The organism is Hydrogenophaga sp. (assembly GCF_041913525.1).
In the GTDB taxonomy this organism is placed as follows: Bacteria; Pseudomonadota; Gammaproteobacteria; order Burkholderiales; family Burkholderiaceae_C; genus Hydrogenophaga.
Map to the genome: position 1 here is coordinate 15,411 of NZ_JAYSFD010000009.1, position 20,034 is coordinate 35,444.

The window sequence follows — 20,034 nt, forward strand, 5'->3', positions numbered from 1 at the left end:
ACCGTTTGTGGTTGATGTTGTGTAACCACGAACGGATCTGGCGACGCGGGCCTCATGGCCTTCCCGCTGGCTTCGGTCATTGCGCCTTGCCGCTTTTTTCAGGCAGGCGCGGGAACGAACATGAGCGACTCTTTTGAAGACCGCGGCGAACTCTCGCCCGAAATCCTGACCCCCGACACCAACGCCGGCGCTGAACTCAGCACCGAAGCCGTGGCCGAGACCGCCGCCGAGACCGGCCCGGTGGACGCCAGTGCCTTTGCCGCGCTGGGCCTGGCCTCCGAACTGGTGGCCGCCGTGGCCGACCTGGGCTACACCCAGCCCACCGCCGTGCAGGCGCGCGTGCTGCCCCTGGCCATGCCGGAGAACGCCGAGCAGCGCTACGCCGACCTGATGGTCTCCAGCCAGACCGGCAGCGGCAAGACCGCCGCCTTCCTGCTGCCCGTGCTGCACACGCTGATCCGCCAGCAAGCCGAGCGCGTGGCCGCCGAGCGCGCCGAACGCGAGCGCCTGGCCGCCGAGGCCCTGGCCCGTGGCGAATCGCCGGCCAAGGCGCCCAAGCGCAAAGACCCGACCAACCCGCGCCACTTCAAGGCCGCCACCCCCGGCGCCCTGGTGCTGTGCCCCACGCGCGAGCTGGCCCAGCAGGTGGCGCACGACGCCATCGAGCTGGTTCGCCATTGCCGCGGCCTGCGCATCGCCAACGTGGTGGGCGGCATGCCTTACCAGGTGCAGATCGCGCGCCTGCAGAACGCCGACCTGGTGGTGGCCACCCCGGGTCGCCTGCTGGACCTGCAGCGCTCGCAGCAACTCAAGCTCGACCAGGTGCAGTTCCTGGTGGTGGACGAGGCCGACCGCATGCTCGACCTGGGCTTCTCCGACGACCTGGCCGAGATCAACGAGCTCACCCGCAACCGCCGCCAGACCATGATGTTCAGTGCCACCTTCGCACCGCGCATCCAGCAACTGGCCATGCGCGTGATGCACGAGAACGGCCTGCACGTGCAGAAGGTGCAGATCGACTCGCCGCAAGAGAAGCACGCCAACATCAAGCAGGTGCTGTTCTGGGCCGACCACGCCGAGCACAAGCGCGCCATGCTGGACCACTGGCTGCGCGACGCCAGCATCAACCAGGCCGTGGTGTTCGCCAGCACCCAGGTCGAGTGCGATGGCCTGGCCAATGACCTGCAGCAAGCCGGCTTCTCGGCCGTGGCGCTGCACGGCGCCCTGAGCCAGGGCCTGCGCAACCGCCGCCTGATGGCGCTGCGCAACGGCCAGGTGCAGATCCTGGTGGCCACCGACGTGGCCGCGCGCGGCATCGACGTGCCCACCATCACCCACGTCTTCAACTTCGGCCTGCCGATGAAGGCCGAGGACTACACCCACCGCATTGGCCGCACCGGCCGCGCCGGCCGCGAAGGCCTGGCCGTGACCTTTGCCGAGTTCCGCGACCGCCGTCGCATTGCCGACATCGAGGCCTACACCCAGCAGCGCTTCAAGGCCGAAGTGGTGCCGGGCCTGGAGCCGCGCATGCGCCCGCCCCAGTCGGACAGCTTCGGTGGCCGTGGCCGTGGTGGCGATCGCCGCCCGGCCGGTCGCTCGGGTGACCGTTTCGGTGGTGACCGCTTCGGCGCCGAGCGCCGTGGCCCGCGCGTGGAAAACCGCGACAGCGCACCGCGCTTTGAAGGCCGTGGCCGCCCCGAAGGCGCCCGCTTTGAAGAGCGCCGTTTCGACGACCAACGCGCCGCCCCGCGCCAGGACGCCCGTTTTGACCCGCGCTTCGAGTCGCGTGGCGATGCCCGCCCGGCACCGCGCGCCGACCGTGGTTTCGGCAATGACCGTGGCTTTGGTGGCCAGGGCCGCCCGCAAGGCGCCGCCGGCTTTGGCGGCCGCCCCGACAAGGGCGGTTTCGCTGACCGCCGCCAAGACCGTGGCTTTGGTGGCGATCGCCCCCAGGGCTTCGGTGAGCGTGGCCAGGACCGTGGTGGCTTTGCCGGCCGCCCGGCACCGCGCCGCCCGCGTTAAGCCAGGGCCTGGCGGGCACTGACCCGCCGCCGCACTCGGACAAGCCGGACCTCGTGTCCGGCTTTTTCGTGGGCTCTCCACAATGCCGCCCCATGCGGTACGGCGTGGTCTGGTTCAAGCGGGATTTGCGGGTGCAAGACCATGCCCCGCTGGCCGAGGCCGCCGCGCGCGGCCCGGTGCTGTGCCTCTACATCCTGGAGCCCGCGCTGTGGCGGCAGCCCGACGCGGCCGCTCAGCACCTGGGCTTTGTGCGCGAGAGCCTGCGCGAGTTGCACGCCGACCTGCGCCGCCGGGGCCTGCGCCTGCGGCTGGCGGTGGGCGACGCGCAAGAGATGCTGGCGCGCCTGCACGCCCAAGCCCCGTTCGAGGCCTTGTATTCCCACCAGGAAACCGGCAACGGCGCCAGCTTCGAGCGCGACCGCCGCGTGGCCCGCTGGTGCCGCGAGCAGGGCGTGGCCTGGCACGAGCCTCGGCCCTGGGGCGTGGTGCGCGGCCTGCGTGAGCGCCGGCAGTGGGTGCGCCAGTGGGAAGCGCACATGGCCGCCCCGCAGGCGGGCTTGCCCCTTCGCTTGGAAGACGCCGTCGTGCCCTGGGCGCACGACCCTTGGCCCGAGCCGGTCAGCCTGGGCCTCGCCGAGGCCGAACCCCCGTTGCGCCAGCGCGGGGGGCGCACCCAGGCCGAGGCGGCGCTGCACGGCTTTCTGCAAGACCGCAGTGCCGCCTACCGGGGCGGCATTTCATCGCCCCTGAGCGCGCCCGATGCCTGCTCGCGCTTGTCGCCGCACCTGGCCTGGGGCACGCTGAGCCTGCGCGAGGTGGTGCAGGCCACGCGCGAGCGCATGGCCGACCCCGCCCTGGCCGGCACGCGCCAGCACGCCGGCCTGGCCGCCTTTCTCAGCCGGCTGCACTGGCACTGCCACTTCATTCAGAAGCTGGAAACCGAGCCCGACATTGAGTTCCGCCCCATGCACCCGGGCTACGAGGGCCTGCGCGAGGCCGAGTGGGACGAGGCCCGCTGGCAGGCCCTGGTGAACGGGCGCACCGGCTGGCCGCTGGTGGACGCCTGCGTGGCCATGCTGCGCGAAACGGGCTGGCTGAACTTTCGCATGCGGGCCATGCTGGTGTCGGTGGCGGCCTACCCGCTGTGGCTGCACTGGCGCCCGGTGGGCCTGTGGCTGGCGCGGCAGTTTCTGGACTACGAGCCCGGCATTCACTGGAGCCAGGTGCAGATGCAGTCGGGCACCACGGGCATCAACACCACGCGGGTTTACAACCCCATCAAGCAGGCGCGCGACCAAGACCCCGAGGGCCGTTTCGTGCGCCAGTGGCTGCCGGCCTTGCGCCGCGTGCCGCAGGCCTGGATTTTTGAGCCCTGGCGCATGCCGCCCGAGGTGGCGCAGCGCGCCGGCCTGCGCCTGGGCGAAGACATTCCGCTGCCGGTGGTGGACCTGGCGCCCGCGCTGCGCGAGGCCAAGCGCCGTGTGCACGAGCTGCGCGCCCGGCCCGAGGTGCAGGCCGAGCAGGACACCATCGTGCGCCGCCACGGCTCGCGGCACCGCCCGGCCGAGCAACTGGCCGGGCCGCGCCAGCAGCGCCGCGCCGCGCAGGCGCGGCAGCAGGCCGACGCCCAGGGCGCGTTTGATTTTTAGGCGCTCAGCGCGGCATGCCCGCGGCCAGCCAGGCGCGCCAGCCGCCAAAGGCGGTGATGTCGGTGGCGCCTTGCGTGCCGATGGCCTCGCAGATGAAGCCGGGCACCTCGCTGCCGTCGGCCAGGCGCACCTTGCCAATGCCCAGCGGCGCGGGAATGCCGGCCACGAAGCTGCCGAAGTGCTGGGCCGGCAGTTCCCAGATTTCCATGGCGATGGCCGCGCCGCCCCCGGCCACTTTCACCATGCCCGGGCGCATGGGCGGGCCACCGGCCAGGGCGTAGAAGCGGTACTCGGGTGCTGAGGAAAGCTGGGCGACCAGGCGCGCGCCGCGCGAGGTGAGCTGGTGGTTCAGGGGCAAGCCGTCCAGGTGGGCGCCGCACACGGCCACGCGGAGGGTGCCGCTGTCGGCCGGGCTGGGCGCCGGGCAGGGCGGGGTGTCGGCCAGGCGGGCGGCGGTGGCGCCCAGCGGGGTGTCGCCCAGGGTGCGGTGCAGGCGGTCGGCCAGGGCCAGCAGGTGCAGGTCGTGGAAGGCGGGGGCGGCCAGGGTCACGCCCCAGGGCAGGCCGGCCGCCTCGCCGCTGGCCAGGAAGCCCGCGGGCACGGCCACGGCGCTGTAGTCCAGCAGGTTCATGAAGTTGGTGTAGCGGCCCAGGTTCGAGTTCAGGCGGATCGGGTCGGCTTGCATGTCCGCGATGCGGTAAATGTTGCCGGCGGTGGGCGTGAGCAGGCAGTCGATGCGCTGCCACACCGCGTCGCACTCGCGCTTGAGCGCCTTCAGGCGGTACTGCGCGGCGAAGGCCTCGGCGGCGGTCTTGTGGCGACCGCCTTCGATGATGGTGCGCACCGGCGGGAACACGGCCTCGGGGTGCTGGTCGAGAAAGGCCTGAATGGCGACGAAGCGCTCGGCCACCCAGGGGCCTTCGTACAGCAGGCGGGCGGCTTCCATGAAGGGGCTCAGGTCCACCTCCACCGGGGTGCCGCCCAGGCTTTGGAGGCGCTCGATGCTGGCCTGGAACAGCGCGGCGGCGGCGCCGTTGCCGAAGAAGTCGAGGTCGGCCGCGCGCGGCACGCCGAAGCGGAAGGGGCCAGCGGAAAAGTCGGCCCCCGCGCCGGCGCGGGCGCGGCTGTAGGCGTCGGCCTCGTCGAAGGCGGCGGCCACCTCGAACACCGCGCGGGCATCGGCCGCGGTGAGGGCGAACACGCTGAGCGTGTCCACGGTTTTGCAGGCCGGCACCACGCCCGTGCCCGAGAGCAGGCCCAGCGTGGGCTTGAGGCCCACCAGGTGGTTGAACGAGGCCGGCACCCGGCCCGAGCCGGCGGTGTCGGTGCCCAGCGAGAAGCTGGCCCAGCCCTTGGCCACCGACACGGCCGAGCCCGAGCTGGAGCCGCCCGACACGAAGGCCGGGTCGTGCGCGTTCTGGCAGGCGCCATAGGGCGAGCGGGTGCCGTTCAGGCCGGTGGCGAACTGGTCGAGGTTGGTTTTGCCGATGGGCACCGCGCCGGCGTCGATGAGGCGCTGCACCACGAAGGCGGTGCGGGTGGGCGTGTAGGCGTATTCGGGGCAGGCGGCGGTGGTGGGCACGCCGGCCAGGTCGATGTTGTCTTTCACGGCGAAGGGCACGCCGTAGAGCGGCAGGCTGTCGGGGGCGATGCCGTCGAGCCGCGCCAGGTAGGGCTCCAGCTCGGCGGGGCTCAAGCGGTGGATGAAGGCGTGGTGGGCGTCGGTGGCGGCGCGGCGCACGGCCTCGCCGATCACCTCGCGCACCGGGGCGCCTTGGCGATAGGCCTCGCGCAGGCTGGCCAGGTGAAAGCTGAGTTCGGTCAGGTCGGTGGTGTTCATGGGGTGTCCTCAGGCGGTTTCTTCGATCAGCACGAGCACGTTCTGGCCGGCCGACACGGGCGAGCCCTGCGCGCACATGAGCCGGTGCACGGTGCCGCTGGCGGGGGCGACGAGGTTGAACTCCATCTTCATGGACTCGATCACCACCAGCACCTCGCCGGCCTGCACGCGCTGGCCTTCGCTCACGCTCACCTGCCACACATTGCCCGGCACGCTGGTGGCCAGGGCGCGGCCGCCGTCGGGCAGGTCGATCTCGGTCTCGGGGCCGGCGGCGGCCACGTCGGCCTCGCTGGCCACGGTGTCTTGCCCGGCGGCGGCCCAGCGCTCGCGCTCGGCCTCGAAGGCCGCTTGTTGCTGCGCCTTGAAGGTGGCGATGCTCTCGGCGTTCTCGGCCAGGAAGCTGCGGTACTCGCGCAGGCTGAACTGGCCTTCTTCCACGCGCAGGGCGTAGCCGCCGTGGGGGAAGCGCTCGCGAATGGCGAGCAGTTCGTCCTGGCCCACGGGCTCGAAGCGGATCTGGTCAAAGAAGCGCAGCAGCCAGGGCTTCTCAAACGCGCTGCCGGGTGTGCCGTGGCGCCAGCGGTTCCACATCTGCAGGGTGCGGCCGACGAACTGGTAGCCGCCGGGGCCTTCCATGCCATACACGCAGAGGTAGGCGCCGCCAATGCCCACGGCGTTCTCGGGCGTCCAGGTGCGCGCGGGGTTGTACTTGGTGGTGACGAGGCGGTGGCGCGGGTCCAGCGGCGTGGCCACGGGCGCGCCCAGGTACACGTCGCCCAGGCCGAGCACGAGGTAGCGCGCGTCGAACACGGTGCGGAACACGTCGTCGATGCTGTCCAGCCCGTTGATGCGGCGGATGAACTCGATGTTGCTGGGGCACCAGGGCGCATCGGGCCGCACCGATTGCATGTACTTCTCAATCGCCAGGCGGGTCTGCGGGTCGTCCCACGAGAGGGGCAGGACCACGGTGCGCGAGGGCACCACCATGTCGTCCACGGCGGGCAGGGCCAGGTCGCAGCGCACGATCTCGTCCAGCAGGCGCTCGCGCGGCAGCTCGGCCGGGTTGAAGTGCACCTGCAGCGAGCGGATGCCGGGCGTGAGGTCGATCACCCCGGGCAGGGCCAGGGCCTGCAGCGCGGCCAGCAGGCCTTGCACGCGCATGCGCAGTTCCAGGTCGAGCACGAGGGGGCCGTATTCCACCAGCACGTAGCGGTCGCCGGCCTGGCGGATCACCAGGCGCGGGCGGTCGCCGTCGATGGGCAGGTCCACCAGCACGGGGCTGGCGTCGTTCAGTGGTTCCACCGGCGCGGCGGGCAGGGTCTGGCTGGGCGCACCCTGGGCCTCAAGCGCCAGCGCGGTCTCGTGCGACACGCGGTGAAAGCGCACGGTGTCGCCGGGGCGAAGCTGGCCGAGCTTCCACAGCTCGGCGTTCACCACCACGGCCGGGCAGACGAAGCCGCCCAGGCTGGGGCCGTCGGGGCCGAGGATCACGGGCATGTCGCCGGTGAAGTCGATGGCGCCGATGGCGTAGGCGTTGTCGTGGATGTTGGAGGGGTGCAGCCCGGCCTCGCCGCCGTCGGGGCGCGCCCATTGGGGCTTGGGCCCGATCAGGCGCACGCCGGTGCGGCTGCTGTTGTGGTGCACCTTCCAGTCGGTGGCGAAGAAGGTGTGCACGTCATCGGGCGTGAAGAAATCGGGCGCGCCGTGCGGGCCGTAGAGCACGGCCACGTCCCAGTGCGTGCCGTAGGTGGGCACCTGCTCGGCGGGGGCGCTGGCGGGCGCGGCGCTGGCACCGGGCTGGGCCAGGTGCAGCACGTCGCCGGTGCGCAGGCAGCGCCCGGCGTGGCCACCGAACTGGCCCAGGGTGAAGGTGCTGCGGCTGCCCAGGTAGAGCGGCACGTCCAGCCCGCCGGCCACGGCCAGGGCCAGGCGAACGCCGCGCTCGCAGCGGCCCACGCTGAGCGTGGCGCCGGCCGGCACGGCAATGGTCTGCCACATGGGCACGGGCACGCCGTCGAGCTTCACCGGGGCCGGTGCACCGCACACCGCCACGGTGGTGGCCGTGTGAAAGCGCAGCGTGGGGCCGGCCAGGGTGATCTCCAGCGCGGCGGCCTCGGGCGCGTTGCCCACCAGGGCGTTGGCCGTGCGGTGGGCGTGGCTGTCCATGGGGCCGCTGGGCGGCACGCCCACGTCCCAGTGGCCCAGGCGGCCGGGCCAGTCTTGCACGCTGGTTTGCACGCCCGGCTCCAGCACCTCGATGGTGGCGGGGCGGAAATCGAGCGTGGACAGAAAGCGGGTGACCTGCCGGCCCTCGCGGAACACGGGGTGGCGCACCACCTCGCGCAGGTAGGCCAGGTTGGTCTCGATGCCGGCCAGGCGCGTGGCGGCCAGGGCGGCGTCGAGCCGGGCCAGGGCCTCAGTGCGGTCGGTGCCGGTGACGATGAGCTTGGCCAGCATGGGGTCGTACCAGGCGGGCACATCGGTGCCGCGCTCCACCCAGCCGTCCACGCGCGCATCGGTGGGGAACACCACCTCGGTGAGCAGGCCGGCGCAGGGCTGGAACTGGCGCGCCGGGTCTTCGGCATAGAGGCGCACCTGGATGCTGGCGCCGCGCGGCGTGGGCTGCAGCGCGGCCAGGTTGCCCAGCTCGCCAGCGGCCAGGCGCACCATCCAGGCCACCAGGTCCACGCCGGTCACTTGTTCGGTGACGCCGTGTTCCACCTGCAGCCGGGTGTTTACCTCCAGGAAGTAGAAGGCGCCGGTGCTGGCATCGAGCACGTATTCCACCGTGCCGGCCGAGCGGTAGCGCACGGCTTGGGCCAGGCGCACGGCGGTGGCGTGCAGCTCTTGGCGCACGGCCTCGCTCAGGCCGGGGGCGGGGGTCTCTTCAATCACCTTCTGGTTGCGCCGCTGCACCGAGCAGTCGCGCTCGCCCAGCGCCAGCACGGTGCCCTGGCCGTCGCCGAACACCTGCACCTCGATGTGGCGCGCCTGCTCGACGAACTTTTCCAGGAACAGGCCGGCGTCTTTGAAGTTGGCCGCGGCCAGGCGGGTGACGGAGGCGAAGGCGTCTTCCAGTTCGGCGGCGTCGCGCACCAGGCGCATGCCGATACCGCCGCCACCGGCGGTGCTTTTGAGCATCACCGGGTAGCCGATGCGCTCGGCCTCCAGGTGCGCCTGCGCCACATCGGCCAGCAGGCCCGAGCCGGGCAGCAGCGGCACGCCGGCACGCTCTGCCAATTCGCGTGCGGTGTGCTTCAGGCCGAAGGCGCGCATCTGCTCGGCGCTGGGGCCGATGAAGGCGATGCCGGCGGCCTCGCAGGCCTCGGCGAAGCCGGGGTTTTCCGACAGGAAGCCGTAGCCGGGGTGAATGGCCTGGGCGCCGCACTCACGGGCAATGGCCAGGATGCGGTCGGCGCGCAGGTAGCTTTCAGCGGCGGGCGCGGGGCCGACGCAGTAGGCCTCGTCGGCCTCGCGCACGTGGCGGGCCTGCGCGTCGGCCTCGGAATACACGGCCACGCTCTGCACGCCCAGGGCCTTGAGGGTGCGGATGATGCGGCAGGCGATGGCGCCGCGGTTGGCGATGAGGACCTTGGTGAACATGGGGGCTCCGGTGGCAGGCCGTCCTGCCGAGGCGAGGGAGTCAGACGGGTCGTCCCGTCATCGGGGGAAAAGAAAGAAGGCGGCGGCGCAGCGGGTCACCAGACCAGAAGCTCAATGGGCGTGGGGTTGTAGGCGTTGCAGGGGTTGTTGAGCTGCGGGCAGTTGCTGATGAGCACCCACAGGTCCATCTCGGCGCGCATCTCCACGTACTTGCCCGGGCCGGACACGCCGTCCTCGAAGCTGAGCGCGCCGTCGGCGGTGACGGGCACGTTCATGAAGAAGTTGATGTTGGGCACCAGGTCGCGCTTGCCCAGGCCCACGTCGGCGTGCTGCAGGGCGATGAGGTAGTTGTCGCGGCAACTGTGCATGTACTTCTTCTGCAGCGCGTAGCGCACGGTGTTGCTCTCGGCCGCGCAGGCGCCGCCCAGGGTGTCGTGGCGGCCGCAGGTGTCGGCCACGATGGTGAGCATGGGGCGGCCTTCGTTGCTGCGAATCACCGAGCCGGTGGTGAGGTAGATGCCGCCTTGCTGCACCATGGTGTCGGTGGCGCTGTAGTGCTCGGCCGGGTCGTGGCGGTTGTAGAAGAGCACGTCGGCGGCCTGGTTGCCTTCGGTGTCAACGATGCGAAGGGTCTGGCCCTGGCGCAGCTCGAACAGGATGGGCTCGCCCGCCGGGTGGCGCTGGCGCATCACGGCGTCTTCGGGCTTCAGCGCGCTTTCCTGCAGGCGGATGGCGGTGGCGGTGGTCATGGCGGGTCCCCTCAGAGGTAGAGCATGTCGGTGTTGTGCAGGGCGCGCGCGTTCTCGGGCCGGAAGGCGCGGCAATAGTCGTTGGCCGGGGCGGCGCCGCAGCGCCAGGCGGCCAGGCCCACCTTGCCGGGGGCGTACGCGGGGCGGGGGTCAAGCGCGTGGGGCGCGCTGCTCACGGCCAGGATCACGTCCATGTCAAAGCGCAGTTCCACGAAGTCGCCGGCCCGGGCGTGCTCGGGCGTGAAGCCAAAGCGGCCTTGCGCGTCCACCGTCACCTGGCTGAACAGGTTCACCGGCGCGATCAGGTCGCGCTTGCCCAGGCCGTACTTGCCGATCTCGATCAGCAGCCCGTCTTTGCCGGAACGGTGCATGGCGTTGCGCGCGTGCTCGTAGCGCTTGTCGCCGTAGCGGCGGGTCATGGCCTCGTTGTCGAGCAGGGCGCCCAGCGGGTCGTGCCAGCCCAGGCTGTCGGCGGTGAAGCTGGCCATGCTGCGGCCCATGTCGCTCATGAGCACGTGGCCGCGCGTGTAGTGCGCGGTGTGCTGGGCCTTGAGGCTGTCGGGCATGTTGTAGCGCTCGAGTTTTTCCAGCGCGCTGTAGAGCACCAGGCTCAGGTTGGCGCCGGCCTGCAGCGCCACGAAGCGGATGGCGCTGCCGCGCGGCATGCGCCAGCTCCAGTGGGCACCGCCGGGCAGCACCTCGCTCCACATCAGACGCGAGGTGTCCACGCCCGCGAGCGAGGCGGCGGGGAAGCGGCGCCACAGCTCGGGCGTGTCCACCGGCTCGGCGCGCGGCGGGTTGGGCAACACGGAGGTGAGCGGGTCGGGCAGGTCTTGCAGGTTCATGGCGGGTCTCCTTGGTGGGTCAGGCCGGGGTGGCGCTCAGGCGTTGCAGTTGTTCGAGGTCGGTCTTCATGCCCGAGGTCTCGCGGATGCGGTCCAGGATGTCGCGCTTCATGCGCAGAAACTCGGGGGCGTGCTTGAGGTCTTGCGTGCGCTGGTCGCCGAAGGGCACCTCGTACACCGTGTCGATGCGGCCCGGGCGCGGCGCCATGAGCACCACGCGCTGGCCCAGGTAGAGGGCCTCTTCCACGTCGTGCGTGACGAAGACGATGGTGGCCTTCTCCAGCCGGTGCACGTGGCGGATGAGGTCATGCATCACCTCGCGCGTTTGCGCATCCAGCGCGCCGAAAGGTTCGTCCATCAGCACGATCTCGGGGCGCCCCATCAGTGCGCGGGCAATGGCCACGCGCTGCTGCATGCCGCCCGAGAGCTGGTTGGGCCAGGCGTCGGCCACGGGGGTCAGGCCCATCAGGCGCAAGAGCGCGTCGGCCCGGCCCGAGGCGGCTTCCACGTCGCTGGAGGTGATGTCTTGCGTGTGCGCCTTGAGCTGGCGGCAGAACTTGATGTTCTGCATCACCGTCATCCACGGGTACAGGCTGTAGTGCTGGAACACCATGGCGCGGTCGATGCCCGGGCCGTTCACCGGCCGGCCGTCGATCAGCAGCTCGCCCGCGCTGTGCGTCTCCAGCCCGCCGATGGTGCGCAGCAGCGTGCTCTTGCCGCAGCCCGAGGCGCCCACGAAGGTGACGAACTCGTTGGCGCCAACGTCCAGGTTCACTTGCTCCAGCGCGTTCACGCTGGCGCCTTCGTAGCGCTTGAACAGCTCGCGCACGGCGATCTTGGGGGTGGTGTTGAGGCTCATGGTGGGGTGGCCTTTCATTTCAAATAGAGCCACGGAAAAGCGCGGCGGTGCAGCCAGCGAAACAGCTGGTCGGTGAGCAGGCCGATGAGGCCGATCACGATGATTCCGGCGAAGATGGTGTCGGTCTGCAGGAAGCGCTGGGCGCGCAGCACGGCGTAGCCCAGGCCCGAGTTGGCGGCCACCAGCTCGGCCACCACCAGGTAGGTCCAGGCCCAACCCATGGTGATGCGCAGCGTGTCCAGTAGCGCGGGCTTGGCGCTGGGGAAGATGACCTTCTCGATCAGCTCGGCGCGGGTGGCGCCCATGGTCTGTGCGGCCTCCACCTGCGCGCTGGGCACGCGGCGCACGTCCTCGGCCACCATGAGCACCATCTGGAAAAAGGTGCCGATGAAGATGATGGCGATCTTCGATGCCTCGTCGATGCCCACCCACAGCATCACCAGCGGAATGAAGGCCACCGCCGGCATGTAGCGGATGAAGTCGGTCAGCGGCTCCAGCAGGGCCTGCACCGCGCGGAACGAGCCGATCAGCAGGCCCAGGGGCAAGGCGATCACGGCTGACAGCGCAAAGCCCGCCACCACCCGGTAGGTGCTGATGCCCATGTCTTCCAGCAGGCCGGTGTCGGTGGCCCAGGTCCAGCCGCGCTCCAGCACCTTCAGCGGCGAGGGCAGGAACACCGGGTCCAGGCCACCCCAGGCGGCCAGCGCGGCCCAGAGCACCAAAGGGGTGAACAGGCCGGTGAGGGCGAGCACCCAATAGGTGCGTTGTGCGATGGGACCGCGCACCGTCCAGAGGCGGCTGGGCCGGCGGTGCACCAGCTTGGCGGCTGGCGCGGCCGGCACGGCGGTGGTGGGGGGCAGTTGGGACATGCGGGGCTCCTGTCGTTGGGACGTGCGGCGAGAGGCGTGCGCTCTGGCGAGCCAGCGTCTCCCGGGCTTTTGTCCCTCCGTGGAGCCACGCGATCGTGGCCGACCGCTCTCGGACCAGACGGCCTGCGCGGTGCAGGCCCGGAACCCTAGCGGTCTTTCAAGGCAAGCGGCGTGCGTTCAGGGCACGGCGCCTCTCGGTGTGCGGTGAATGCACGAGCCGTGCCAGCTTGTGCGGTCAGCGCGTCAGCCGCGCCAGCGCCGCAGCGCGTGGTCCAGCGACCACCGCCCCGCGCCCTGGCCCAGCAGGTACAGCAGTGGCGCCGCCCAGGTCAGGTGCGTGGGCCAGGCGGCCGGGTACACAAAGACCTGAATCACCGCCGTCATTCCCAGCAGCGCCAGGGCCGACAGCCGCGTGGCCAGGCCCAGCACCAGCAGGGCGGGAAACAGGTGCTCGGCCCAGGTGGCCAGGTAGGCCGCCGCCTCGGGTGGGATCAGGGGCAGGGCGTAGTCTTCGCGGAACAGCAGGAAGGTGGTGTCGGTGAGCGTGAGCCAACCCTCCACCTTGGTGCGCCCCGAGATCCAAAAGACGCTGGCGATGGCCACCCGCGAGACCAGCGCAATCAGGTCGGGTGAGACCCAGCGCGCGAGCAGTTCCCCCAAGTGCGGGCCTGCGTGGGGTGTGGTGGTGTTCATGGGGTGGTCTCCGTGGGGTTGGCGTGAAAGGCACCTTGGGCAAGCAGCAGGCCCATGCAGGCGGTGAGGTCCAGGCCTGGCTCGGCGGCCAGGGCGGCGGCCACCGCCTCGGGCAGGGTGGTGCCGGTGGCGCAGGCGCACAGCAGCGCCGCCGCACCTGGGCCGATGGGGGTGGCCAGCACCTCGTGCCCCGGCCGGGTGAACAGCACGCCCTCGCCGCGCCAGCGCGGTGGATTGGGGTCGGGCCAGCCTTCGCGGGCCGCGCGCCAGAGGTGCCACAGCGGCCACTGGCGGTGCCAGTGCCAGCGCGTGGCGGGGTGGGGGCGCCAGCGCAGGTCGGCCCCGGCCAGCGGGACCAATGCCTCGGCGCTGAGGCTGGGCGCGTCGCTGGCCACCAGGCTTTCGGCCCAGAGTTGGTCGAGCCTGGCCACCTCCGGCAGCCAGGGCCATTGGTCTTGGGGCAAGGCCTGCGCCAGCAGGTCGGGCAGCTCGGCGCCGTAGGTGGCCAGGCAGGCGTCGCGGGGTGGGTGGACGCGGGCGTGGCGCAGGGCCAGGGCGCGGAACCAGTCGTCGCCGGTGAGGCGGTGCACCGCCGGGTACAGGGCCACCAGGGCGTCCACGCAGCCCCTGAGCACGGTGTTGCGGTAGACCGCGAAACCGGGCTCGTGGGCCCAGGGCGCTTGCTCGGTGCTGGCATCGGCCGGGTTGGCCCAGATGGCCTGCCAGACCGATGGCTGGAAGTCGTGCAGGCCGTTCATGCCACCTCCCGCTCGCGGGCCAAGGCTGCCTGCGCCATGGTGCGCTCGGCCATCAGCGCGTCGAAGGGGGGAATGGTGTCGTCGCGCTCCAGCAGGGTGGGGCGGGCGCCGATGCGCGCCACCAGCCGCTCGTGCAGCCGCCACACGGCCTCGCACACCGGGGCGTCGTGGCTGTCGATCAGCAGGCGCGGGCCCAGGGCAGGGTCGGCGTGGTGCCCGGCCACGTGAATCTCCATCACCGCGTCGCCTGCCACGCCGTCCACCCAGGCGCGGGCGTCGGTGCCCAGGTTGTGGGCCGAGACGAACACGTTGTTCACGTCCACCAGCAGGCCGCAGCCGGTGCGCCGCACCAGCTCGTGCAGGAAGTCGAGTTCGCTCCAGTCGTGCGGCAGCCGGGCCAGGTAGTGCGCGGGGTTTTCGATGGCCACGCGCTGGCCCAGCGTGTCTTGCAGTTGGGCCACGTGCGCGGCCAGGTGGTGCAGCGCTTCGGTGGTGCGCGGCACGGGCAGCAGGTCGGGGGCATAGAAGCCGCCCCAGCGGCTCCAGGCCAGGTGCTCGGACACCAGGGCCGGCTGCAGCCGCCGCACCAGCGCAGCCAGGCGCGCGAGGTGCGAGGCGTCCAGCGCCTGCGCCCCGCCCAGCGAGGCAGACACGCCGTGCAGCGACAGCGGGTGCCGCTCGCGCACGGCCTCCAGCCAGGCCAGGCGGGGGCCACCGGCCACCAGGCTGTTCTCGGGGTGCACCTCGAACCACAGCCCTGGCGCCGAGGCGGCCAGCGCCTCGTGCAGGTGCTGCGGCTTCAGGCCCAGGCCCGCGCCCAGGTTGGCGGCGGGGTCGGTGGGCGATGCGGGCATGGCGATCAGCTCTTGATCGGTTGCAGCGAGCCCATGCCATTGGGCGTCTTGATGGTGGTGCAGGTGCCGGTGGGCACGTACTTCCAGGCGTTGCCCTGGTAGTCCACCTTCGAGGTGCCGGCGCAGGTGGTGCCCGGGCCGGCGGCGCAGTCGTTCTTGCCGGCCATGGACACGCCGTAGCAGCGCTCTTTGGCACTCGCGGGCTTGGCGTCGGGCATGTTGGACTGGGCAATGGCTGCGCCCGTGCTCAGGGCGGCCAGGGCGGCAAGGGTCAGGCTCAGGGTGGTCGAGGTCATGGTGGGCTCCGTTGGGTGGGTGGGCACACCGACCAGCCGGTGCGCTCCGGTGGTCAGTTCGGTGCGCGCCGTGCCGGGGTTACAGGCACCCAGGCCAAACCCCGCTTATTTGTTTCTGCGCCCCCCTGTAACCTTGGCCGGCCATGCAACGAATAGACCCCGTGATCGCAACCGAACACGAACTGCTGGGCCTGTTCCAGGCCGGGTTGGACGGCGACGCCGCCGCCTACCACCGTTTCCTGCAGCGCCTGGGGGCCTTGCTGCGTGGCTATTTCCGCCGCCGCCTGCAAAGCCTGCCCGACGAGGTGGAAGACCTGGTGCAGGAAACCCTGCTGGCCGTGCACACCCAGCGCCACACCTACCGCCCGGGTTCACCGCTCACGGCCTGGGTGCACGCGGTGGCGCGCTACAAGCTGGTGGACCTGTGGCGCCGGCGCGAGCGCCATGAGGCATTGAACGACCCGCTTGACGACGACCTGGCGGTGTTTGCCCACTCCGACGATGACGCTGGCCTGGCGCGACGCGACCTTTCGCGCCTGCTGGGTGGCCTGCCCGACCACCAGCGCCTGCCGATCCAGCACACCAAGCTGGACGGCCTCTCGGTGCAAGAGACGGCGCGCCTGACGGGCATGAGCGAGTCGGCGGTGAAGGTGGGCGTGCACCGGGGCCTGAAGGCCCTGGCGCGACAGTGGAAAGGACTGACATGAAAACCGACGAGTTGATCGGCCTGCTGGCCGCCGATGCCGCGCCCGTGCCGCGCCACGAGGGCCAGCGCCGCCTGTGGCTGGCGCTGGGTGGTGGTGGCTTGCTGGCGCTGCTGTGGATCGCGCTGGCCTATGGCGTTCGGCCCGACCTGGGCCAGGTGTTCTTCACCCCCGCCTTCGCCATGAAAGAGGCCATGCCCCTGGCGGTGCTGGCGGGCGCGGCCGTGGCCGTCTACCGCCTGGCCCACCCCGGGGCGCGCCTGGGCGGCTGGACCTGGGCCATGGTGGCGCCGGTGCTGGTGCTGTGGGCCATGGCGGGCTGGGTCTGGTGGCAGGCCGAGCCCGCCGCGCGCGAGGCCTTGCTATGGGGCAGCACTTGGCGCACTTGCGCCGTCAGCGTGTTGCTGGCGGCGCTGCCGGTGGGCGCTTGCCTGTTCTGGGCGCTCAAGGGCATGGCGCCCACGCGCCCGGCCCTGGCTGGCGCGGCCGCTGGTTGGCTGGCCGGTGCCACCGGCGCGGCGGTGTATGCCCTGCATTGCCCAGAGACTGGCATGCCCTTCATGGCGGTGTGGTACGTGCTGGGCATGACCGCCTCGGCGGGGCTGGGGGCGCTGGTGGGCGCGCGGGGTTTGCGCTGGTGAGCTTGCCATCGCCGATGCCGCAAGCGGTGCGGCAGCGCGAATCTTCAGTCGGCTGACGGGGGGCTTCCATGCCCCAGCAAGGCCTTGGCCGCTTCGATGCGCAGGGCCAGCGGGGTGGTGGGGTCGTTCATCACCCGCATCAGGAAGTCGCGCGGGGTCTGCCACCCGGTCTTGGTACCGACTGCCGGTGGCGCAGGTGCCGGTGACGGCGATGACGGCGCTGGCGCCAGGCCTTGCAGTGCATCCGCCACCGCCTCGGCTGGCACGCTGCGCAGGCGCGCCAGCAGCTCGGCCTGGGCCTCGTCGCCGGGGGGAATGTCCAGCACGGGGTCGTCGCCGAACACCGCCGCCAGGTCGGGGCTCACGAAGGCCGACCAGTTGCCTGAGGGCTGGGCTTGCGGCGGCGTGGGCAGTGGGGTGTCGGCGTCGGGCAGCACGCGCAGGCGGCGTGGGTCGGCATCGGGCAGGAAGCGCTTGAGCAGTGCACGCAACAAGCCTTGGGCCTGGGCCAGCGGCAGCGGCTGGGCGAAGGAAAACCAGAGTTGGTAGGCGTCGCGGCCGTTCACCGCGATGCCGGGCGCGGGCCAGCCGAGGTCGGCCTGAACGCCTTCCCACACTGCGCGCAGCGCCGGCCAGCCGGGCGGGCAGTGGGCCTGCAGCACGGCGTGGCGGGTGGTGCCATCGGCTTGGCCGCCCGATGGGGTTGGGGGGTAGAGGCGGTGGGTTTCGGTTTGCAAGCGGTTCATGTCGGGGGGCTCCTGCGCCGCGGGATTATCCGGCCGCCGCCTTGGCTGCCGTGGCCGTTGTGCCCATGCGCCGACTTTCAATTCAATAGTTCAAGTAATGTTGTATAGTTCCGCCTATGCAAGAAAACGACGTCGTCCGTTCCCTCGCCGCGCTGGCCCAAGCCGTGCGCCTGCGCGTGTTCCGTGCCTTGGTGGTGGCGGGGCCGCAAGGCCTCACCCCCGGCGTGCTGGCCGAGCAACTGGGCGTGGCCCCCACGGCCTTGTCTTTCCACCTGAAAGAGCTGGCGCAGGCCGGGCTCATCACCCAGGAGCGCCAGGGCCGCTACCTCGTTTACCGCGCCGCGTTCGACACCATGACCGCGCTGCTGACCTACCTCACCGACAACTGCTGCGAGGGCGCAGCCTGTGTCACCACCGAGGCGGCGGCCTGCCGCTGCTGAACCAGGAGATTCCCCATGAAACGCTTCCATGTGCACCTTCACGTGCGCGACCTGGCCCAGAGCGTGGCCTTCTATTCCAAGCTGTTCGCGGCCGAGCCGGTGCGCCTGGAGGCCGACTACGCCAAGTGGATGCTGGACGACCCGCGCCTGAACTTCGCCATCTCCACCCGCGGCGAGCTGCCCGGCGTTGACCACCTGGGTTTTCAGGTGGACGAGGCCGAGGAACTGGGCACCCTGAAGGCCCGCGCCGAGGCGGCCGACATGGCCCTGCTCGACGAAGGCGAGACTACCTGCTGCTACGCCCGCAGCGACAAGCACTGGGTCACCGACCCGCAAGGCATTGCCTGGGAGCACTTTCACACGCTGGCGAACATTCCCGTGTTCAACGAGCGCGAGCCCTCGGCCGGCGCTGCCTGCTGCGCGCCCAAGCCCGCCGCTCCTGCCGCCACGGGCTGCTGTGGCCCTGCCTCCACCCCCACCACCTCCTCCACCAAGTCCTGCTGCTGAACGACCACCATGTCTGACGCCCAACGCCCCCTGAACGTGCTGTTTCTGTGCACGCACAACTCCGCCCGCAGCATCCTGGCCGAGGCCTTGCTGAACCACCTCGGCCGCGGCCGCTTTCAGGCCTTCTCGGCCGGCAGCAGCCCGCGCGAGAACCAGCGGCCCAACCCCTTGGCGCTGGAGGCGCTGGCCCATGCCGGCGTGTCCACCGACGGCCTGCGCAGCAAGAGCTGGGACGAGTTCGCCGCCCCCGGCGCGCCGCACATGGACCTGGTGATCACCGTGTGCGACAACGCCGCCGGTGAGGTGTGCCCCTACTGGCCCGGCCAGCCGGCCACGGCGCACTGGGGTTACGCCGACCCATCGGAAGTGCAGGGCAGCGACGACGAGCGCCGCGAGGCCTTTCGCCGCACCTTGCACCTGATTGGCCGCCGCCTGGAACTGCTGGTGAGCCTGCCCGCCTCAGCCTTGGACCGCCTGGGCCTGCAAGACCAGGCACGCCGCCTGGCGAAAGAAGCCACGGAAGGCGGTGCGTGATGGGCGTGTTTGAACGCTACCTCACCCTCTGGGTGGCGCTGGGCATTGCCGCTGGCGTGGGCCTGGGCCTGGCCTCGCCCGGCCTGTTCCAGGCCATCGCCGCGCTGGAGCTGGCCCAGGTGAACGTGGTGGTGGCCGTGTTCATCTGGATCATGATCTACCCGATGATGATCCAGATCGACTGGGGCGCCGTGAAGGACGTGGGCAAGCGCCCGCAGGGCCTGGTGCTCACGGTGGTGATCAACTGGCTCATCAAGCCCTTCACCATGGCCGCGCTGGGTGTGCTGTTCTTCCAGTACCTGTTCGCGCCCTGGGTGGACCCGGCATCGGCCAGCGAGTACATCGCCGGCATGATTTTGCTGGGCGTGGCGCCCTGCACGGCCATGGTGTTCGTGTGGAGCCAGCTCGTCAAAGGCGACCCCAACTACACGCTGGTGCAGGTGTCGGTGAACGACCTGATCATGGTGGTGGCCTTCGCGCCCATCGCCGCCTTTCTCCTGGGCGTGACCGACGTCACCGTACCCTGGGAAACCCTGCTGCTGTCCACCGTGCTGTACGTGGTGCTGCCGCTGCTGGCCGGCGTGGCCACGCGCCATGCACTGTTGCGCCATTCCGAGGCAGCGCTGGCGGCCTTCAGCGCGCGTCTGAAGCCGTGGTCCATCGCGGGCCTGATCGCCACCGTGGTGCTGCTCTTCGGTTTTCAGGCCGGCACCATCGTGGCGCAGCCGGCCATCATTGCCTTGATCGCCGTGCCGCTCTTGCTGCAGACCTACGGCATCTTTTTCATTGGCTGGTGGGGCGCGCGGCTCATGAAGCTGCCGCACGACGTGGCCGGCCCGGCCTGCCTGATCGGTACGTCCAACTTCTTTGAGTTGGCGGTGGCCGTGGCCATCTCGCTGTTCGGCCTGAACTCGGGCGCGGCGCTGGCCACGGTGGTGGGCGTGCTGGTGGAGGTGCCGGTGATGCTGTCGCTGGTGGCCATGGTGAACGCCTGGGCGCCGAAGAGAGCCTGAACCCCGCGGGCCGTTCAGTAAAATCGCCGACCCCGCAGGCCGGGCCGCTCACGCAGGCCCGGCCGTTTTGTTTTTGTTGGCACCTACTTCATGCGCTACTCCGTCTCCCACCACAAGCTCAAGCAAATCCTCGCCGCCCACGGCCTGTCTTCCGGCGATGCCGGCGGCATCGACAAACTCTTTGGTGGTGAAGACGGCTACTACTGGTTCGGCACCCTGCGCGACCTCTGCCCCGAGGGCAAGACCCTGCACTGGGAGAGCCAGTACGACATGGTCAACGCCATCCGCGCCCACGAGGCCGCCACCGCCGAAGAAGACGGCATGAAGCCCATGGTGCCCACGGCCCAGCACATCGCCGCCCTGAGCAAGGCGCTGGCCGACCCGCTCTGACCGGGCAATGACCCGGGCGTTG

20 protein-coding genes and 1 riboswitch are annotated in these 20,034 nt (G+C 71.0%); of the genes, 9 read left to right on the forward strand and 11 right to left on the reverse strand.

The genetic code is table 11. From position 1 onward, the window contains the following. Positions 1-120: 120 nt before the first annotated feature. Positions 121-2,022, forward strand: coding sequence for a DEAD/DEAH box helicase (locus ACE3RQ_RS12175; RefSeq protein WP_374522277.1), 1,902 nt, complete (start codon positions 121-123; stop codon positions 2,020-2,022). 92 nt (positions 2,023-2,114) lie between these two features. After that, entirely contained in the window at positions 2,115-3,671 is a 1,557-nt protein-coding gene (locus tag ACE3RQ_RS12180) for a deoxyribodipyrimidine photo-lyase/cryptochrome family protein (protein ID WP_374522278.1), read from the forward strand. A 4-nt stretch (positions 3,672-3,675) separates the two neighbouring features. Here the strand turns inward: ACE3RQ_RS12180 and atzF are convergent, their stop codons facing one another. The 10 genes from atzF to ACE3RQ_RS12230 form a co-directional block, all read right to left on the reverse strand. Next, positions 3,676-5,511 carry an allophanate hydrolase gene (gene atzF, locus ACE3RQ_RS12185; RefSeq protein ID WP_374522279.1) on the reverse strand — a complete coding sequence of 612 codons (1,836 nt, stop codon included), beginning with the start codon at positions 5,509-5,511 and terminating at the stop codon, positions 3,676-3,678. Between the two features lie 9 nt (positions 5,512-5,520). Continuing rightward, entirely contained in the window at positions 5,521-9,114 is a 3,594-nt protein-coding gene (gene uca, locus ACE3RQ_RS12190; RefSeq protein ID WP_374522280.1) for an urea carboxylase, read from the reverse strand. A 95-nt stretch (positions 9,115-9,209) separates the two neighbouring features. Continuing rightward, a complete protein-coding gene (locus tag ACE3RQ_RS12195; RefSeq protein WP_374522281.1) occupies positions 9,210-9,863 on the reverse strand; it encodes an urea amidolyase associated protein UAAP2 in 654 nt (217 codons plus the stop codon). A gap of 11 nt (positions 9,864-9,874) precedes the next feature. After that, a complete protein-coding gene (locus tag ACE3RQ_RS12200) occupies positions 9,875-10,573 on the reverse strand; it encodes an urea amidolyase associated protein UAAP1 (RefSeq protein WP_374522429.1) in 699 nt (232 codons plus the stop codon). 154 nt (positions 10,574-10,727) lie between these two features. Further along, positions 10,728-11,567, reverse strand: a complete 840-nt coding sequence (locus ACE3RQ_RS12205) for an ABC transporter ATP-binding protein (RefSeq protein WP_374522282.1) — start codon at positions 11,565-11,567, stop codon at positions 10,728-10,730. Positions 11,568-11,581: 14 nt separating this feature from the next. Beyond that, positions 11,582-12,436, reverse strand: coding sequence for an ABC transporter permease (locus ACE3RQ_RS12210; protein WP_374522283.1), 855 nt, complete (start codon positions 12,434-12,436; stop codon positions 11,582-11,584). Between the two features lie 56 nt (positions 12,437-12,492). Further along, positions 12,493-12,597: riboswitch (guanidine-I (ykkC/yxkD leader) on the reverse strand. Between the two features lie 82 nt (positions 12,598-12,679). Beyond that, positions 12,680-13,129 (reverse strand): DoxX family protein, encoded by a 450-nt coding sequence (locus tag ACE3RQ_RS12215; protein WP_374522284.1) that lies wholly within the window; start codon positions 13,127-13,129, stop codon positions 12,680-12,682. Beyond that, entirely contained in the window at positions 13,126-13,887 is a 762-nt protein-coding gene (locus tag ACE3RQ_RS12220; protein WP_374522285.1) for a DNA-binding domain-containing protein, read from the reverse strand. Before ACE3RQ_RS12220 ends, ACE3RQ_RS12215 begins: the two co-directional genes overlap by 4 nt. Beyond that, on the reverse strand, positions 13,884-14,741 hold the full coding sequence (locus ACE3RQ_RS12225) for a DUF692 family multinuclear iron-containing protein (RefSeq protein WP_374522286.1): 858 nt from the start codon (positions 14,739-14,741) through the stop codon (positions 13,884-13,886). The genes ACE3RQ_RS12220 and ACE3RQ_RS12225 overlap by 4 nt, the downstream gene beginning before the upstream one ends. A gap of 5 nt (positions 14,742-14,746) precedes the next feature. Next, positions 14,747-15,037, reverse strand: coding sequence for a DUF2282 domain-containing protein (locus tag ACE3RQ_RS12230; RefSeq protein ID WP_374522287.1), 291 nt, complete (start codon positions 15,035-15,037; stop codon positions 14,747-14,749). Between the two features lie 143 nt (positions 15,038-15,180). Between ACE3RQ_RS12230 and ACE3RQ_RS12235 the strand changes: the two genes are divergently transcribed. Next, a complete protein-coding gene (locus ACE3RQ_RS12235) occupies positions 15,181-15,744 on the forward strand; it encodes a sigma-70 family RNA polymerase sigma factor (protein ID WP_374522288.1) in 564 nt (187 codons plus the stop codon). Beyond that, the gene (locus ACE3RQ_RS12240; protein WP_374522289.1) at positions 15,741-16,382 is read left to right on the forward strand and encodes an NrsF family protein; all 642 of its coding nucleotides are present in this window, start codon (positions 15,741-15,743) and stop codon (positions 16,380-16,382) included. Before ACE3RQ_RS12235 ends, ACE3RQ_RS12240 begins: the two co-directional genes overlap by 4 nt. Before the next feature lie 44 nt (positions 16,383-16,426). Here ACE3RQ_RS12240 and ACE3RQ_RS12245 read toward each other — a convergent pair whose 3' ends face one another. Next, the gene (locus ACE3RQ_RS12245) at positions 16,427-17,128 is read right to left on the reverse strand and encodes a hypothetical protein (protein WP_374522290.1); all 702 of its coding nucleotides are present in this window, start codon (positions 17,126-17,128) and stop codon (positions 16,427-16,429) included. Positions 17,129-17,244: 116 nt separating this feature from the next. Between ACE3RQ_RS12245 and ACE3RQ_RS12250 the strand changes: the two genes are divergently transcribed. From ACE3RQ_RS12250 to ACE3RQ_RS12270, 5 genes are all read left to right on the forward strand, one after another. Beyond that, on the forward strand, positions 17,245-17,568 hold the full coding sequence (locus tag ACE3RQ_RS12250) for an ArsR/SmtB family transcription factor (RefSeq protein ID WP_374522291.1): 324 nt from the start codon (positions 17,245-17,247) through the stop codon (positions 17,566-17,568). A 15-nt stretch (positions 17,569-17,583) separates the two neighbouring features. Continuing rightward, positions 17,584-18,075: an ArsI/CadI family heavy metal resistance metalloenzyme gene (locus tag ACE3RQ_RS12255; protein ID WP_374522292.1), complete on the forward strand. Its 492-nt coding sequence runs from the start codon at positions 17,584-17,586 to the stop codon at positions 18,073-18,075. Positions 18,076-18,084: 9 nt separating this feature from the next. Then, positions 18,085-18,609, forward strand: a complete 525-nt coding sequence (locus ACE3RQ_RS12260; RefSeq protein WP_374522293.1) for an arsenate reductase ArsC — start codon at positions 18,085-18,087, stop codon at positions 18,607-18,609. Further along, positions 18,609-19,622 (forward strand): ACR3 family arsenite efflux transporter, encoded by a 1,014-nt coding sequence (gene arsB / locus ACE3RQ_RS12265; protein WP_374522294.1) that lies wholly within the window; start codon positions 18,609-18,611, stop codon positions 19,620-19,622. Before ACE3RQ_RS12260 ends, arsB begins: the two co-directional genes overlap by 1 nt. Positions 19,623-19,712: 90 nt before the next feature. Beyond that, complete coding sequence (locus ACE3RQ_RS12270) at positions 19,713-20,012, forward strand: hypothetical protein (RefSeq protein WP_374522295.1); 300 nt, start codon at positions 19,713-19,715, stop codon at positions 20,010-20,012. The last annotated feature ends 22 nt before the right edge of the window (positions 20,013-20,034 follow it).

What these genes read in the sequence shown, in the direction of transcription:
- ACE3RQ_RS12255 (WP_374522292.1), top strand. Translation starts at nt 17,584, where the DNA reads ATGAAACGCTTCCATGTGCACCTTCACGTGCGCGACCTGGCCCAGAGC.
- ACE3RQ_RS12210 (WP_374522283.1), bottom strand. Translation starts at nt 12,436, where the DNA reads ATGTCCCAACTGCCCCCCACCACCGCCGTGCCGGCCGCGCCAGCCGCC.
- ACE3RQ_RS12260 (WP_374522293.1), top strand. Translation starts at nt 18,085, where the DNA reads ATGTCTGACGCCCAACGCCCCCTGAACGTGCTGTTTCTGTGCACGCAC.
- uca (WP_374522280.1), bottom strand. Translation starts at nt 9,114, where the DNA reads ATGTTCACCAAGGTCCTCATCGCCAACCGCGGCGCCATCGCCTGCCGC.
- ACE3RQ_RS12200 (WP_374522429.1), bottom strand. Translation starts at nt 10,573, where the DNA reads ATGTGGAGCGAGGTGCTGCCCGGCGGTGCCCACTGGAGCTGGCGCATG.
- ACE3RQ_RS12230 (WP_374522287.1), bottom strand. Translation starts at nt 15,037, where the DNA reads ATGACCTCGACCACCCTGAGCCTGACCCTTGCCGCCCTGGCCGCCCTG.
- ACE3RQ_RS12220 (WP_374522285.1), bottom strand. Translation starts at nt 13,887, where the DNA reads ATGAACGGCCTGCACGACTTCCAGCCATCGGTCTGGCAGGCCATCTGG.
- atzF (WP_374522279.1), bottom strand. Translation starts at nt 5,511, where the DNA reads ATGAACACCACCGACCTGACCGAACTCAGCTTTCACCTGGCCAGCCTG.
- ACE3RQ_RS12250 (WP_374522291.1), top strand. Translation starts at nt 17,245, where the DNA reads ATGCAAGAAAACGACGTCGTCCGTTCCCTCGCCGCGCTGGCCCAAGCC.
- ACE3RQ_RS12175 (WP_374522277.1), top strand. Translation starts at nt 121, where the DNA reads ATGAGCGACTCTTTTGAAGACCGCGGCGAACTCTCGCCCGAAATCCTG.
- ACE3RQ_RS12205 (WP_374522282.1), bottom strand. Translation starts at nt 11,567, where the DNA reads ATGAGCCTCAACACCACCCCCAAGATCGCCGTGCGCGAGCTGTTCAAG.
- ACE3RQ_RS12195 (WP_374522281.1), bottom strand. Translation starts at nt 9,863, where the DNA reads ATGACCACCGCCACCGCCATCCGCCTGCAGGAAAGCGCGCTGAAGCCC.
- ACE3RQ_RS12180 (WP_374522278.1), top strand. Translation starts at nt 2,115, where the DNA reads ATGCGGTACGGCGTGGTCTGGTTCAAGCGGGATTTGCGGGTGCAAGAC.
- ACE3RQ_RS12225 (WP_374522286.1), bottom strand. Translation starts at nt 14,741, where the DNA reads ATGCCCGCATCGCCCACCGACCCCGCCGCCAACCTGGGCGCGGGCCTG.
- ACE3RQ_RS12270 (WP_374522295.1), top strand. Translation starts at nt 19,713, where the DNA reads ATGCGCTACTCCGTCTCCCACCACAAGCTCAAGCAAATCCTCGCCGCC.
- ACE3RQ_RS12240 (WP_374522289.1), top strand. Translation starts at nt 15,741, where the DNA reads ATGAAAACCGACGAGTTGATCGGCCTGCTGGCCGCCGATGCCGCGCCC.
- ACE3RQ_RS12245 (WP_374522290.1), bottom strand. Translation starts at nt 17,128, where the DNA reads ATGAACCGCTTGCAAACCGAAACCCACCGCCTCTACCCCCCAACCCCA.
- arsB (WP_374522294.1), top strand. Translation starts at nt 18,609, where the DNA reads ATGGGCGTGTTTGAACGCTACCTCACCCTCTGGGTGGCGCTGGGCATT.
- ACE3RQ_RS12235 (WP_374522288.1), top strand. Translation starts at nt 15,181, where the DNA reads ATGCAACGAATAGACCCCGTGATCGCAACCGAACACGAACTGCTGGGC.
- ACE3RQ_RS12215 (WP_374522284.1), bottom strand. Translation starts at nt 13,129, where the DNA reads ATGAACACCACCACACCCCACGCAGGCCCGCACTTGGGGGAACTGCTC.